15 protein-coding genes are annotated in these 14,238 nt (G+C 62.7%); 9 read left to right on the top strand and 6 right to left on the bottom strand.

Annotated elements, in window-relative coordinates; genetic code table 11:
• Window positions 1–263: methylenetetrahydrofolate reductase (locus tag KDH09_15620; protein ID MCB0221126.1), on the top strand; the 263-nt coding region annotated here is incomplete at its 5' end.
• 112 nt (window positions 264–375) lie between these two features.
• On the opposite strand, the gene argJ is transcribed toward KDH09_15620, so the two are convergent.
• Window positions 376–1,599 (bottom strand): bifunctional glutamate N-acetyltransferase/amino-acid acetyltransferase ArgJ, encoded by a 1,224-nt coding sequence (gene argJ, locus KDH09_15615; GenBank protein ID MCB0221125.1) that lies wholly within the window; start codon window positions 1,597–1,599, stop codon window positions 376–378.
• 218 nt (window positions 1,600–1,817) lie between these two features.
• Between argJ and KDH09_15610 the strand changes: the two genes are divergently transcribed.
• Entirely contained in the window at window positions 1,818–2,045 is a 228-nt protein-coding gene (locus KDH09_15610) for a zinc ribbon domain-containing protein (GenBank protein MCB0221124.1), read from the top strand.
• A gap of 77 nt (window positions 2,046–2,122) precedes the next feature.
• On the opposite strand, the gene KDH09_15605 is transcribed toward KDH09_15610, so the two are convergent.
• Window positions 2,123–2,635, bottom strand: coding sequence for a J domain-containing protein (locus KDH09_15605; protein ID MCB0221123.1), 513 nt, complete (start codon window positions 2,633–2,635; stop codon window positions 2,123–2,125).
• Window positions 2,636–2,803: 168 nt separating this feature from the next.
• Here KDH09_15605 and KDH09_15600 point away from each other — a divergent pair, with 168 nt between their 5' ends.
• The 4 genes from KDH09_15600 (at window position 2,804) to KDH09_15585 (ending at window position 5,007) form a co-directional block, all read left to right on the top strand.
• Window positions 2,804–2,992 (top strand): helix-turn-helix domain-containing protein, encoded by a 189-nt coding sequence (locus KDH09_15600; protein MCB0221122.1) that lies wholly within the window; start codon window positions 2,804–2,806, stop codon window positions 2,990–2,992.
• A 284-nt stretch (window positions 2,993–3,276) separates the two neighbouring features.
• Window positions 3,277–3,648: a phasin family protein gene (locus tag KDH09_15595; GenBank protein ID MCB0221121.1), complete on the top strand. Its 372-nt coding sequence runs from the start codon at window positions 3,277–3,279 to the stop codon at window positions 3,646–3,648.
• Between the two features lie 73 nt (window positions 3,649–3,721).
• On the top strand, window positions 3,722–4,033 hold the full coding sequence (locus KDH09_15590; GenBank protein ID MCB0221120.1) for a hypothetical protein: 312 nt from the start codon (window positions 3,722–3,724) through the stop codon (window positions 4,031–4,033).
• A 170-nt stretch (window positions 4,034–4,203) separates the two neighbouring features.
• Entirely contained in the window at window positions 4,204–5,007 is an 804-nt protein-coding gene (locus tag KDH09_15585) for a transglycosylase SLT domain-containing protein (protein MCB0221119.1), read from the top strand.
• Window positions 5,008–5,073: 66 nt separating this feature from the next.
• Here the strand turns inward: KDH09_15585 and KDH09_15580 are convergent, their stop codons facing one another.
• Window positions 5,074–5,367 carry a hypothetical protein gene (locus tag KDH09_15580; GenBank protein MCB0221118.1) on the bottom strand — a complete coding sequence of 98 codons (294 nt, stop codon included), beginning with the start codon at window positions 5,365–5,367 and terminating at the stop codon, window positions 5,074–5,076.
• A gap of 324 nt (window positions 5,368–5,691) precedes the next feature.
• Between KDH09_15580 and KDH09_15575 the strand changes: the two genes are divergently transcribed.
• The gene (locus KDH09_15575; protein MCB0221117.1) at window positions 5,692–8,034 is read left to right on the top strand and encodes a transglycosylase SLT domain-containing protein; all 2,343 of its coding nucleotides are present in this window, start codon (window positions 5,692–5,694) and stop codon (window positions 8,032–8,034) included.
• Window positions 8,035–8,258: 224 nt separating this feature from the next.
• Here the strand turns inward: KDH09_15575 and KDH09_15570 are convergent, their stop codons facing one another.
• The 3 genes from KDH09_15570 to KDH09_15560 all read right to left on the bottom strand — a co-directional run bounded on the left by KDH09_15570 (window position 8,259) and on the right by KDH09_15560 (window position 10,849).
• Complete coding sequence (locus KDH09_15570) at window positions 8,259–8,645, bottom strand: roadblock/LC7 domain-containing protein (GenBank protein ID MCB0221116.1); 387 nt, start codon at window positions 8,643–8,645, stop codon at window positions 8,259–8,261.
• A 128-nt stretch (window positions 8,646–8,773) separates the two neighbouring features.
• Window positions 8,774–10,099 (bottom strand): hypothetical protein, encoded by a 1,326-nt coding sequence (locus KDH09_15565; protein ID MCB0221115.1) that lies wholly within the window; start codon window positions 10,097–10,099, stop codon window positions 8,774–8,776.
• 93 nt (window positions 10,100–10,192) lie between these two features.
• The gene (locus tag KDH09_15560; GenBank protein ID MCB0221114.1) at window positions 10,193–10,849 is read right to left on the bottom strand and encodes a TetR/AcrR family transcriptional regulator; all 657 of its coding nucleotides are present in this window, start codon (window positions 10,847–10,849) and stop codon (window positions 10,193–10,195) included.
• Between the two features lie 173 nt (window positions 10,850–11,022).
• Here KDH09_15560 and KDH09_15555 point away from each other — a divergent pair, with 173 nt between their 5' ends.
• Entirely contained in the window at window positions 11,023–13,737 is a 2,715-nt protein-coding gene (locus tag KDH09_15555) for an HAD-IC family P-type ATPase (GenBank protein MCB0221113.1), read from the top strand.
• 14 nt (window positions 13,738–13,751) lie between these two features.
• On the top strand, window positions 13,752–14,238 hold a 487-nt coding region (locus tag KDH09_15550; protein ID MCB0221112.1), incomplete at its 3' end, for a hypothetical protein.

The following is a 14,238-nucleotide window of genomic DNA, read 5'->3' as shown; positions in this document are numbered from 1 at the left end:
TCATGCCGATCCTGAACGTCGACCAGATCAAGCGCTTCACCAGCATGTGCGGCGCCACGATTCCAGACAAGCTGCTGGGCGAACTCGAAACTATCAAGGACGACGCCGAGGCCGTACTCGCCAAGGGTGTCGAACACGCCACGCAGCAGTGCCGCGAGCTCCTCGACAAGGGCGCGCCGGGTATCCACTTCTATACGCTCAACCGCTCGGACGCGACGCGACGGATTCTCCAGACCCTCTACGACGAGGGGTACGGGAAGTGACGCTCGCAGAGCAATCCGAAACGTAGGGGCGGGGTCTACCCGCCCTTTTTCATGGCGCTCCAAATAAAAGGGGCGGGTAGACCCCGCCCCTACATGCAATGGCTAATGATTCCTACGACCGGTAGTCCGCGTTGATGGAGATGTAGTCCTTCGTCAGGTCGCAGGTGTAGAAGGTGGCTTCCGCCTTGCCGAGCTTGAGATCCAGCGTGATGGCGTACTCGGCCTTCTTCATGATTGCGTTGGCCTTCTTCTCGGCGGCGATGCCAGCGTACTTGCCCTTACCAACCAGCCGCACCTTGTCGAAGTAGAGCTCGTAGTCGAACTGGTTGATGGTCGCCTTCGATCGTCCGGCCGCGGCGATGATTCGTCCCCAGTTGGGGTCTTCACCGGCCATGGCAGTTTTCACGAGCGGCGAATCGGCGATGGTCTTCGCCGCGTCGCGCGCCTGGGCGAGGTTCTTTGCGCCCTTCACGGTCACTGCAACGAACTTGGTCGCACCTTCGCCGTCGATCGCGATCTGCTTGGCCAGATCCAGGCACACCTTGCGCACCGCTTCCTGCAGCGCGCCCAGCGCGGGGCTACCCGCACCGATGATCGCGCCACCCGCCGCGCCCGAGGCCAGCATGAATAGCGTGTCGTTCGTCGAGGTGTCGGCGTCGACGGTAATCGCGTTGAAGGTCGTGTCGGTCACTTCCCTGAGCAGCTTCTGCATGGGCGCACGCGAGACGGGCGCGTCGGTGAGCACCACCGAGAGCATGGTCGCCATGTTCGGGGCGATCATGCCCGAGCCCTTCGCAATGCCGGCGACAGTGTAGGTCTTGCCGCCGGCCTTGAAGGTACCGCGCGCAAACTTCGGAAAGGTGTCCGTCGTCATGATCGCGCGAGCGAGCGAGGGGAAGTCCTTCGCGCCAAGCCCGCCCACAATCGCGGGAACTTTCTCCACGATCTTGTGCGCATCGATGCGCTGGCCGATCACGCCGGTCGAGCACAGAAGGATCTGCTCGGCCTTGCAGCCGAGCTCTTTGGCAAAACTCTTCGCGACGATTCGCGCGTCTTTTTCACCTTCGTGTCCGGTGCCCGCATTGGCCCGCCCGGCATTGAGGAACACGGCCTTGTGAAGCCGCGCCTTCTTGAGGGCCTCTTTGGACACGACCACCGGCGCGGCCGCGACCTGGTTGCGGGTAAACACGCCGGCTGCCACGCAGGGCTCATCGGCGACGATGAGTGCCATGTCCGCACGGCCCGAATAGCGCAGCCCCCCCGCCAGATGGGCGAAGGTGAATCCCTTTACGGGAGAGCTTTTCGGGAGCGGCTTGAGCTTGACGGGTGCGGCCACGGGCGTAATTCCCCTGTTTCTGTAATCTTTTCCGGGTTTTTTCGATTCTCCCGGAAGGCGCGCAAGATTCGCACCAAGGGCGCGCCGTGTCAAAGGGTGGGCAAAAAGCCTTGACCGGAGGATTTTCGCGCTTATCTTTAACCCGCTTTCCCGGGCGGGCGCCCACGCGCGCAAGCCGCCGGAATCCTCCCTGAGTTGGAGTGCCTGAGGAGAACACCATGCCGACCTACGACTATGAATGCCCCAAGTGCGGCCATTTCGAAGTGCAGCAGTCGATGAAAGAAGACGCGCTCAAAACCTGCCCCAAGCACCCCGACCAGGAGGTCAAGCGCCTCATCTCGCGCAACGCCAACTTCTCCCTCAAGGGCGGCGGCTGGTACGCCGACGGCTACGGCAGTGGCGGCGGCAGCGGATCGTCCAGCTCCGACAGCTCCTCGAGCGACTGACCCGGCTCAATCAGAAAAAAAGAAAAACGCGGCCCACCGGGCCGCGTTTTTTGTTGTACGTGGAAAAATGAACGCGCCTAGTTCTCGCCCTTCATCCGCATGATGAGGGTGTAGGCCTCATTGAGTTCCTGCATCTTGCGATGATCCCCGCCAGGCAGATCGGGGTGATGGCGGCGGGCCAGGGTGCGGAATTTGGTCTTGATGGTGGCCACGCTCTCGGTGCGCTCGACGCCCAGCAACTTGAAGGCCTCGCTGCGCTGGGGAAGCAGGGAGAGTTCGACTTCCACCACAACCTTGCGCAGCATCTTCAGCCCCCGCTTGCGAATCAGGCTCCTGGGGCCGGGGCGTTCTTCGAGACCCTTCACATAGGCGTAGAGCATGTCGACCATGGCCTCGGCCTGGGGGTCGTTGACGTTCTGGCCGGAGTTGAAACGGGCGGCTTCCTCGCGCGCGCGGCGCTCAAAGGCCTCGATCCGCGCGTTGAGGCCCGGCGCCAGCGAGTCCACCAGATCGCGCATGCTCTGGCGGCGCGCCTCGCCGTCCTGGCGAAGCAGATTGAAGATGTCGGCAACTCCCGCGCGTCGGGCCATGACTGAAAAACTCCGGGCAGGGAGGGCTCCACTGGCCGCCCCGCAGGCAAAGAGCATAACGGGCCGGCCCGGGCCTTCCAAGACGGGCGGGCCTCGCCCGCCGGGCCGGCCATCCGCTATAGTGGGGCGGGCTTGCCGACGCCGCACCCGGGGCAAAAGGAGCAACCAATGCAGAACGTCCTCACGGCCGCCGATCTGGGCCTTTTGATCGGGGTTTCCGAGCAGGTGATTACCGCCTGGGCCGAGGAGGGGCTCATCCCCTACCGCCGGGAGGGCGAGGAGCTGCGCTTCGACCGGATGGCGCTGGAAAAATGGCTGGAAGAAAAGCAGCAGGCCCTGGAAGACGAAGACTGGTAGTACAAACGCGTACTGCCTAACCCACTGAAATTTAATCCCTTTTTATTCCTTCGAGATCAAAATCTGACGCGACGTGTTACTTTTTCCTTGACGGGATGACGCGGCGTGTCTATCATGAGCCGCAGTTCATCGCTGGAAGCTGTTTCCACAGCAAGCGACGGACACCACCCGCGGCGCACCCATCAACTCGGACAAGCATCTCGCAGGCCGCCCAGTTTCAGAACAGAACCCCCCGGAAAATGGGGAAGTGAAACTCTCACAGAGAAGCAGAGGGAAAGATTAAGATGTTGGAAAAACAAGTCGATGCCATCAACGAATTCGCGCGTACGCGCCTTGAGACCGCCCAGCAGGCGCTCACCCGTGTCGAGGACGAGCTTCGTCGCCTCGTCGACGAGAGCATGGAGCGCTTCGAGCCGGGCCGTGAGCGCCTTGAGTCGCTGCTCGATCGCGTCCGTGACTCGCGCGAAGATCTCGAAGACCAGGTTTCCGAGCGCGTTGAGCGCGTCGTCAACGCCATCGGCCTCCCGACTGCCGGTCAGCTCGAGGACCTGAGCGACCGCGTCGAGAAGCTGGCCCGCAAGGTCAACAAGCTTGCCACCAGCGCCAAGGCCGGCACCCGCAAGCGCACCACGAAGTCCCAGGGCGCCAACGCCTAAGGGACGCAGCATCGATCCCGAGCCGGGGAGGCCGGTCCTCCCGAGGACCCCTCCCCGGTTTGGTTTTTGCGCCATGAACACCACCAGCACACAACCCCTGAGGATTTTCGAGGCCGCGCGGGAAAACACCGCCGCCCTCGCTGAGGAACTGCAGTGCCGTCTGGATCAGATGACCGACGCCGCACTGATGGGCATCGATGAAGCCGAGGCCCTCAGCCTCTCATTTCAGGGTGGAATTGCCGCACTTCGCACCAATCTGGTGCACGTTGCCGACAAGCTGAGGCGACACCTGGGCGGCAATTCCAGTGATTTACTACACACTGCGTCAACTCCGGGTGACACTTCAGCGACCTCGCCTGCCCGGACATCGCACCCCGACTGCTGATTTATTCCGATGAAAGTCCAGTATTTTCAGCAGGTTTGCGATTTTGCTGACGCAATGCGGCGAATTTTTGAGTCCCGAATCGCTCCCACGGCATCAAATGTGCGTAGGAAAGGGGAGCAGGGCGAGGGTCGCGGCCGCCTCAGAGGGCCGCAAACAGCAACGAGCAAGACATGTTGAACGTCCTCCAAATATTGAGCGCCCGGATTACCGGATCCCGTTCAAACGCCCATTCCGATCACAGCTACCGTTGGTCCCAGCGCGTGATTCGCGCCTACGGGCTCATCAGCATCGCTGCGCTGGCGCTGATTCTGATACTTGCCGAATCGACCGGACTGCTCGGCCATCGCGCCGTCAGCCAGGCGGCGCGCGAGCGCCTTTCCTCCATGCAGGCGATTCACGGTGCGGTTCTCTCCAAGAGCGAGCGCACCAAGTTCGAGCTGGTTCGCACCATGCTCGACGAGAAGCTCGACTATCTGGACGCCGATACCCGCACGCAACTCGCCGAGATCATCTACGTGAAGAGCCGGCTGAGCGGCGTCGACCCCCTGCTCACCCTCGCGGTCATCCGCCAGGAAAGCTACTGGGATACCCACGCCGAATCCTTCGTCGGCGCGCTGGGCCTGATGCAGGTACGTCCCTTCGTGGGCAAGGCCGTCGCCGAGCGCATCGGCATCGAATGGGAAGGCCCCCAGTCGCTGACCGATCCCATCAAGAACGTGAAGATCGGCATCGCCTACCTCAGCGAGATGAAGCAGATCTACCAGCGCAACGATCTGGCGCTGGCGGCCTACAACCTGGGGCCCTACCGCCTCAAGGGCATTCTCGCCAACGGCGTCAGCGTGCCGGAGAACTACCGCACGCGCGTGATGGACTTCTACAAGTACTACCAGCGCAACTACCTGGCCGCGCTCACCAAGGCGCAGCCCGCCGAGGATGGCAGCCTGGCCATGGCCGACGCCCTCACCGTGCAGTAAGCCCAAGCAAGCAACAAAAAAAAGGCCGCCCGATGGGCGGCCTTTTTCATTTCGAATATATCGTGCTTATTCGGGAAGGGTCTGCTCGATCTCGTCGAGACGAACGCCCAGTGAGTTGGCCTTCTTCTGCAAGCGCTCGACCTGCTTGTCGAGGTCGGCAAGCACTTCGTCGAGCGGTTTGACGCCCTTGGCGCGCACCTGATTGACCCGCGAGAGCAGGGTCATCGCACTGCCGGCGGCCTTCATGAACTCGGGGTTCGTCATCATCTTGTTCATCATGTCCTTCATCTGCTTCTCCCCGCGCTTGCGCAGGTCGTAACGGAGTCCGGAAAGTCCTCCCCGGTTTCGCTTCTCACTCACTGTGGCCGCCCTCCCGATGGGGAATTTTCGCACCCGGTTTTCCGGGGCGTGCATCAATACACCTGAACTTCAGTACCGGCGGGCGCGGCGATTGTCAAGACGCCCCTGCCCGCCAAGCCACCGGAATGGCTCGGAAACCCCCGATTGTGACAGTTTCCCCCGCCGTGAGGCAGCGCACGTTGCAAGCCGCCCGGCTGGGATAAATACTAGAGAGTGAGTTTGGTGAGGAAAGAGCTGTACGCACAAGGGCGCCACATGATGCGGGCTGCCTCCAAAAGTTGTTCCCGTCAGGGCACGCCGCGCAAGCGCTGGATGCTTTCCCTGATGGCGGTCACGGCATTTGCCGTCGGGTCTTCGTGTGCGCACAAAACCCCCAGCGTTCCCGACGAAGTCCGATTCCCCACCAGCGACCTGGAAATTCCCACCGAACGAGTGACCGGCGAAGAGGATTACGATCGCGCACGCACGCTCGTCGCGCACGGCCGCCCCGAAAGCGCCCGCCTGATCCTTGAAGAAAAGACACGCGAGGCGCGCTTCGAACAGCCGGACCTGCAGGCCGATCGCTCGGAGTTCCTGCTCGGCGTGCTCGCCCTGCGCGACGGCTATGCCGAAAAGGCGCTGGGGCACCTCCAGAAGATCTCGTTCAACTACGACCGGCTGGTCGATTACCAGCTCTGGTACACCGCGCGCGCGCAGGTGCAACTCGAACATCCCGACAAGGCGCGCACTGCGCTGACCGATCTGTTGGCGCGTTATCCCGATTCCATCTGGAAGGATCAGGCGTTCTACCTGCTTCTTGAAATCGTGAGCACCGACCCCGATCGCGACGCCGGCGCGGAACTGGCCACCGATCTGGTCCTGAGCGACTGGCTCGATTCCGCGGCGTTCAAGGAAAAGCCCGGCCCGGCGCTGGAGATGATCGCCGGCCTGCTCGACGGTGCAGGCAAGAAACGCGAAGCCCTCGACATGCTCGAGCTGCTCCACACCGACTACGCCGGCACCGAAGAAGCAATGGAAGCCGGTGAGAGCATTGCCACCCTGCGCAAGGAACTCGGGCTGGGTCCGCTTGCGCTGCCGCCGGCCAAACAGCTCTCGCGTGTCAAGCAGCTCTACCGCGCGGGCGAGCTCGACGCCGCGCTCAATGAAGCCAACGAACTGCTACGCGCAACATCCCCCGAGCGCGGCATTCCCATTTCCGACGAATACATCGGTGGCATTTCCTGGAAGGGAAAAACCTACGAAGCCATGGGAGAGCCCGACAAGGCCCGGCGACTCTACAACAAGGCCGTCGAAGTCGGATACGACAGGGACGGCACCTTCCGGTTCCGCCTGGCCAAGATCGCCTCGCGCATCTCGAACACGCAGGCCATCAAGCAGTATTTGCTGCTGGTCAAACACCTGCCGGATTCCTCCCTCGCGCCGCAGGCCCTCTACACCGCGGCGCGCTTGGCGCAGATCAGCAACAACGATCGACTGGCCGTCAGCCTGTTCGGTCGCCTGCTCGACGAGTATCCCAATGACAAGGAATGGGTCCCGCTGGCCTACTTCAACGAGGGCTGGATCGAGTTTCGCAAGGGTGACTACGCCGAAGCAGTCGCGGCTTTCGACAAGCTGATCAAGCGTTTCCCCGATTCCGACGAGTACCTGCGCGCGATTTACTGGGCGGGCCGCGCCGCGGCGATGGCCAATGATCAACCCACCGCGCGCAACCACATGGAGCTGCTTCTCTCGGAGCGCCCGGCCAGTTACTACGGCATGCTCGCACGCATGTGGATGGAGAAGCGTTCCTTCGACTCCATGCTGGTCGCGCTCTCCGAGCGTGAAAGCGGCATCGAGCGCACGCTGCCCGAACGTCACGTCGTCGATGAGTCCGAGGCCTGGCTCACCGCGCAGGTGGATCGCTACCAGTGGGAAATGCCCGGCGCGGTCAAGAATGCCGGCGAGCTCATCGCGCTGGGCCTGCTCCGGGAAGCCGAGGACGAACTCTCCCGCGCGGCCGATGCCAACAAGGGCAAGGATGCCTGGCGGGCACTTGTGCCGCTTTTCGAGCGTGCGGGCGCCTGGCGCTCGGCCCAGCGCCTTGCCTTCCGCATCGACGGGGGCCGCCCTCCGGTCGTCGCCGAGGACAACCGCGACCACTGGGAAGTGCTCTACCCGCTGGGTTTCTCGACCTTCGTCGATCAGTACGCCCACCGAAACGGTATCGACCCGCATCTGGTGCTCTCGATCATTCGCGAGGAAAGCCACTTCGACCCGCAAATCACTTCGTGGGCCGACGCGCGCGGGCTCATGCAGATCATCCCGCCCACCGGCGAGCAGATTGCCAGCGCCCACCGGATGCGCGATTTCGATCCCGAGCGTCTCTACGATCCGGAGACAAACATCCGTTTCGGCACCTACTACCTCGCGAAACTGGTGCGTCGATTCGGCGGAAATCCGGTCATGGCGATCGCCTCCTACAACGGCGGGCCCCACAACGTGGAGAAGTGGAAGAAGCGCAACGGGCATCTCGATCTCGACATCTTCGTCGAGGAGATCCCCTTTCACGAAACACGTAACTATGTGAAGAAGGTCTACCGCTCGTGGGGTCTCTACCGCACCCTCTATGGGGGCGAGAATTTGGCCGCGCGGTTCAAAGAATCTACCGAAACTGCATCAAACAGGTAGATGCACCTTCCCCGTTCCCCCTCCGGGGGAGCTGTCACCGCAAGGTGACTGAGGGGGGACGTCGCAGGGCGACTCAGATCTTCAGCGCGCTGGCACCAACACCCCCTCAGTCCGCTTCCTCAAAGCTCCAGCGGACAGCTCCCCCGAAGGGGGCGCGGGGGCTGAGCGAATCACCCACAAAAAAGGGCGCCCATCGGGCGCCCTTTTTTGTGGGTGATTCTTTCTTAGACAGGCAGCGAGAGCACCTGCTTGATGAAGCCCTGGCAGGCGGCAAAGAGCGCACCGATTTTGCCGGGCTTGGCCAGCTTGACCGCCAGCACCAGGTTGTCGGGAAGCTGGTAGAAGAGAATGCCGCCCTTATCGGCGAGCACCACCATGGAGTAGAGCTTGTTGGAGTTGAGCTCGCCCACGATGGTCGGGCTGGCGGCAGTGGCGGCCGAAACCATGGCGCCGAGCGAGAGCTCGTCGTCGGGGTTCTTGGGATAGCCCCCCACCAGCACACCGTCGCCGTCGACAATCGAGACGCTGGCCACCAGGGGCTGCGCCTCGACGAACTGCTGCATCATCTGCTCGATCTTGGCAAAATGTTTTCCAACGACGTCCATGCTCATGGGCGCAGACCTCTCCTCGTGCTTCGCCATTCCAGATGGCTCGGATGGGGATTTCTATACCAGATAGGCCCGGTATTGCAAAGATTACGGGGGTTTCCCGGCCTGAGCGGAAATCGCGGGAAAGTGGCTCAGCCCTTGCCCCGGGCGCGCTGAAGCAGGCGCTCGAAGGTCTGGGGCACCCTGGGCCCCACGATCAGCAGGTCCGAGACGTCCACCGGCGCATTCTTGCCGGGCCCTCCATCGGCGTAGATCATGTTGACCACCTTGCCGCGGAAGAGGATGGGGTAGAGGAACACGCTGCGCGGGGGCTCCCCGCCGAGCATCTTCATGAAGCCGTCATTGATCTCGCCCGGCTGCATCGCCCCCAGGAAGTGGGCGCTGGTGTCGTAGACCAGCTTAAAGGCGCTGGGCTGCTGGAGCGAGATCATCAGATTGCGGATGGTCTGGACGTCGATGCCCTCGCCCGCGGCGTCCCAGCCGGAGAGGCGGCCGCGGCGGGCCAGGAAGAGCACCGCGCGCGGGAAGGTATTGCGGCACAGGGCCAGCATCGCCTTGGCGATGTCGTCGCGGTTTTTCGCCGCTTCGAGGCGCGCAATCGCCTCCTGCATGTCGATGGGCTGGAGTTCTTCTTCCTCGTCTTCGAGGTCGGCTTCGAGAATGGCCTGCGAATCTTCAAAGGTCGCATCCACGGGCAGGTCGACCGGCTCGGCGGCGGCCTCTCCCATGTAGGATGCCCACTCTTCGTCCTCACCCTCGTCTTCGATGGGGATGAGATCGTCCTCGGCGATTTCAAGGACTTCGTCTTCTTCGGGAATGATCTCGTCGGGCGAGGCGCCGGCCTCGGCGGCAAGCTGCTCGCGGTCGACAACGTGCAGGCCGGCGCCGGCAGCGCCCCCCATCTTGGAGAGCTGCTCCTGAAAGACCTCTTCGCTCATCAAGTCATCGTCGTCGGCGGCCTGTTTCTCGGGCGCGGGCGGCGGGATGCGCCCGTCGTTGGCGGCCAGATTGCGCGCCAGCGTGAGGTAGCGAAGATCCTGCTGGATGCCGTAATACTTTTCGAGCAGCAGGCGCAGGCGCACTTCCGGCAGGATCACCGGAAAGACCTGGCGGCGCGTGCCCTTGGCGATGGTCTCCAGTGTGTTGCGGTTGGAGGGGTCCATCATCAGGACGAAGAGCTTCTTGCCGTCGTCGGAGAGCGGGATGGCCCCGTGCTGCTTGGCAAAGCGCGGCGGGAACATGCGCACCGCCGTTTCGGGGATGCGAATGGGTTGCATGGGATCGAGGGCGCGAACGTGGTGAACCTTGCCCAGCGCCTTGGCCAGCGTGCGCAGGTCGATCAGGCCCTGCTCGAGCAGATTGGTGCCCAGCTTGCCGCCGTAGACAACCTGGGCATTGAGGGCTTTCTCGATCTCAGCGTCCTTGCAGACGCCATTCTTGACCAGGAATTCGCCCAAAGGCTCTGTGTGTTGCGGCCCGCTCATCGATTGAAAGTACTAGCCGGAACCCCCCGGGAGTAAAAGAGCAATTTTATGAACTTTTGTGCCGGTTCAGGCAGCGCCTTCGGGGGCGATTCCATGGAGGAACATATCCACCACCTGGTCACGCAGGCGGTTCTGTTCCTCGGCGTTGCTCACCACGAAAGCCCCCAGCACCGAACCGGTCATCAGCGCCTCGACATTGCTGAAGAAGGTGTAAGCCGCTACGCGGGGCTCGACTCCAGGCCGAATGCGCCCGGCCTCGATCTCCCGGCGGATCATGCCCTCGATGCAGCCGATGGCCTGCTTGACGGGCTCGACGTTGGTCTTGTCGAAAAATTTCGAGTTACGGGCGATCTCCATGACCACCACTTCCATCATTTCGGAGTTGAGGCGATAGCCCTCGAGAACCGCGCCGACGATGCGGCTGAGCTTGTCGTTGAGCGGCATTTCCTGCTGCTCAAGCCACTTGAGCAGCTCGACGAACACACCCCAGCGCTCACGGAAGATGGAGTTGAGCACATCCTCCTTGCTCTTGAAGTAGTGGTAGACCAAGCCGTAGGCGATCTTGGCTTCTTCGGCGATGTCGGAGACCCGGCAGCCGTAGTAGCCCTTGCGTGCGAATACCTTGACCGCAGCGTCAAGGATCAGCTTGCGCTTCTCCGCTGCAGCGGCTTTGTTGGAGCTTCGGTTGCGCCCCTTGGCGCTTGAGAGGCGTTTGGTAGCCATGATGGGGAAGTATTCCGGTAATTGACTCTTCAGTCAATGAGGGTGTTGTCAGCAACCATGGATGCAGAATCCTGCTTTACCTGCCATGATTCCGGCGGGTTACGGGGCAATGGCAGAGTTGGCCGTGCCAACTGCGCTGCCACATTCCCGCCACGCAGCCCTGATAGGCGCAGATGAGCGAAGAAGCAAACATTCCCGAAACCCGAGTCTGGCACACGCTGGAGGCCGAAGAAGCGACCCGTGCCCTGGAGGTCGACCCGGCCACCGGGCTCTCACCCGAGCTGGCCCGCGCCCGGCTCGAACAATACGGCACCAACGAACTGGTGGCCGGCGAGAAGGTTCGTTGGTATCAGGTCTTTGCCCGCCAGTTCGCCAGCATTCTCATCGGAATTCTCGCCGCGGCTGCCGCGATCTCTCTGGTCATCGGTGAGATCAGCGACGGCATTTCCATCATCATCATCGTCATTCTCAACGGCATCCTTGGATTTGTGCAGGAGTGGAAGGCCGAGCGTGAGATTGAAGCTCTCCAGCACATGCTCTCGCCGACCTGCACGGTACTGCGCGAAGGCCGCGAGCAACGCATCAATGCGAGCGAGCTGGTTCCCGGCGACATCGTCCTGCTCGAAACCGGCGCACGCATTCCCGCCGACCTGCGCCTGATCCAAACCCTGCAACTCAAAGCCGACGAGTCTTCACTCACGGGGGAGTCCGACTCCGTCGAAAAGTCCCTTGATCCCGTCGAAGCACACGCGCCGCTTGCCGAGCGCGCGTGCATGACCTGGATGGGCACCACCGTCACCAACGGCCGCGCCCGCGGCGTGGTGGTGAGCACCGGCATGCGCAGCGAATTCGGACGCATCGCCGAACTCACCCAGACAGTCTCCACCGACGAGACGCCCTTGCAGATCAAGTTGGCCCAGTTGGGGCGCACACTCGGCTACATCTCCGTCGGCGTCACTGCGATCGTTGTACTCGCGGGGCTCCTTGTCGGAAAGCCCCTGATGGAGATGTTCCTCACGGGCATTTCCCTGGCCGTTGCGGTCGTGCCCGAGGGTCTCCCCGCGGTTGTGACGATCACGCTGGCACTGGGCATTCGCGCGATGGTGCGTCGCCGCGCGCTGCTCCGTCGCCTGCAGGCGGCCGAGGCACTCGGCGCGGCCTCGGTGATCTGCACCGACAAGACCGGAACGCTCACCCAGAACGAGATGACCGTCGAGGAATTCTGGATGCCCGCCGGCGCGGTGCAGGTCTCAGGAACCGGTTACGCCCCGGCCGGAGAGTTTCATTCGGGCGATACCGTCATCGAGCCCGACTCGCGCAGCGACCTGATGGCGCTTCTCTATACTGCCCTCAACTGCAATCATTCCCGAATCACCCAGGACGATGAGGGTCACTGGCAGCGCTACGGGGAGCCGACCGAAGCCGCGCTGCTCGTTGCCGCCCACAAAGCGGGACTCGACGAAAAAGATCTTTCCGAAGTCGAAGCCGAGATCCCGTTCAATTCCTCACGCAAGCGAATGACCGTGCTGGTCCGCGAAGACGGCCGGCGCATCGCCCATGTGAAAGGAGCGCCCGAGGTGATTCTCGAGCGCTGCACGTACATCCGCGTGGGCGAGGAAATTCAGCCACTGGATGAAGCGCTTCGCGCGAAAAGCATGGAGGCCTACGAAGCAATGGCCAACCGCGGCCTGCGCACACTGGCGCTTGCGCGGCGCGAGTTCGATGAAGACATCACCCTGGACCACGGCGGCGAACCCGAGCAGGCACTGACCCTGCTGGGCATCGCGGGCATCATCGATCCGCCGCGCCCGGAAGTCCCCGCTGCCATTGCCGAGTGCCGCTCCGCGGGCATCAACCTGCTCATGATTACCGGCGATTCCCCGCGGACCGCCACCGCAATCGCCCACAAAATTGGCCTTCCCGTTGCGCACACCATCACCGGACCAGAGCTCGATGAGATCAGCGAGGAAGAGCTCAAGAAGATCGTCACCACCGATGCCGTCTTTGCCCGCGTCACGCCCGAACACAAGCTGCGCCTGGTAAGCGCGCTGCAGGCGCAGGGCGAAGTGGTTGCCATGACCGGCGACGGCGTCAACGACGCGCCCGCGCTCAAGAAAGCCGACATCGGCATCGCCATGGGCATTCGCGGCACCGACGTCGCCAAAGCAGCGGCCGACATGGTGCTGACCGACGACAACTTCGCCTCCATCGTCGGCGCTGTTGAAGAGGGCCGCCGCCAGTACGACAACATCCAGAAATTCGTGCGCTACCTGCTCACGACGAACTGGGGCGAGCTGCTGCTCATTTTCCTGAGCATTCTGATTGGCGGGCCGCTGGTGCTGATTCCGGTGCAGATTCTCTGGGTAAACCTGGTGACCGACGGCATCTCGGCCATTGCGCTGGGACTCGAACCGGTGGAGACCGGCGTGATGGATCGCCCGCCCCGGAGGCAGGACCAGCCCATTCTCCACCGCGGGGCGATTGTGCAGGTCCTTCTGCTTGGTACTTACGAGGGACTCGCCACGCTCTGGCTCTTCTATTACTTCGAGCACGATCACTCACTGGCACTGGCGCGCACGGCGGCGTTCACGGGCCTCGTAATTCTGGAACTCGTGAACGTCTTCAACTTCCGCGCGCTGCGTGTTCCGCTCTCAAAGATTGGCTTTTTCACCAATACCTGGCTGCTGGCCGCAGTCAGCATCAACGTGGGATTGCAGGTCGCCGCGGTGCACGTGCCGGGTCTCGAGCACTTCCTGGATACCGAGGCGCTCTCGCTCCGAGACTGGGGTCTCATTTTGCTGGTCGCATCCCCGGTATTCATCAGCTCGGAGGTGCTAAAGTGGGTCCATTGGCTTCAGGAATCGAAACGACAAGCCGCAAATTCATAAAGCACCGGTAACCCTTGTACACACTCGAAACAGACGATCGCATCAAGCTGGCGTGGCTGCTTCGCCTGCGCTGGGGCGCCGTGGCGGGGCAGCTCGCGCTCGTGCTCGGCGTCTATGCGGCCGGGGTGTCCCTGCCACTGGCGGCGCTGCTTTCGCTGATTGCGTTCACTGCCGCAACCAATACGGCGACCGCTCTGCTGGCAAGCGACGAGGACCGCGCGCTTCCCCAATGGACGATCGGCGCGTTGCTCGCCCTCGACACGCTCGCACTGACGGGGCTCCTCTACTGGAGCGGTGGACCGAGCAATCCCTTCAGCGCGCTCTATCTCGTACATGTGACGCTGGCCGCCGTCGCGCTGGGACCGCGCTGGACCTGGGCACTCGTGGCGCTCGCCAGTGTCGGTTTCGGGTTCCTTTTCTACGCCAACGTCCCGATCCCCGGCGCGGGAGATCCGCACGCCCACCATCATGCCATGGGGGAGCCCGCACAGGGATTTTCCC

The organism is Chrysiogenia bacterium (genome assembly GCA_020434085.1).
Taxonomy (GTDB): Bacteria; JAGRBM01; JAGRBM01; order JAGRBM01; family JAGRBM01; genus JAGRBM01.
Note: the sequence above shows the minus strand (reverse complement) of the source record. Positions and strands in the feature narration are given on the sequence as shown.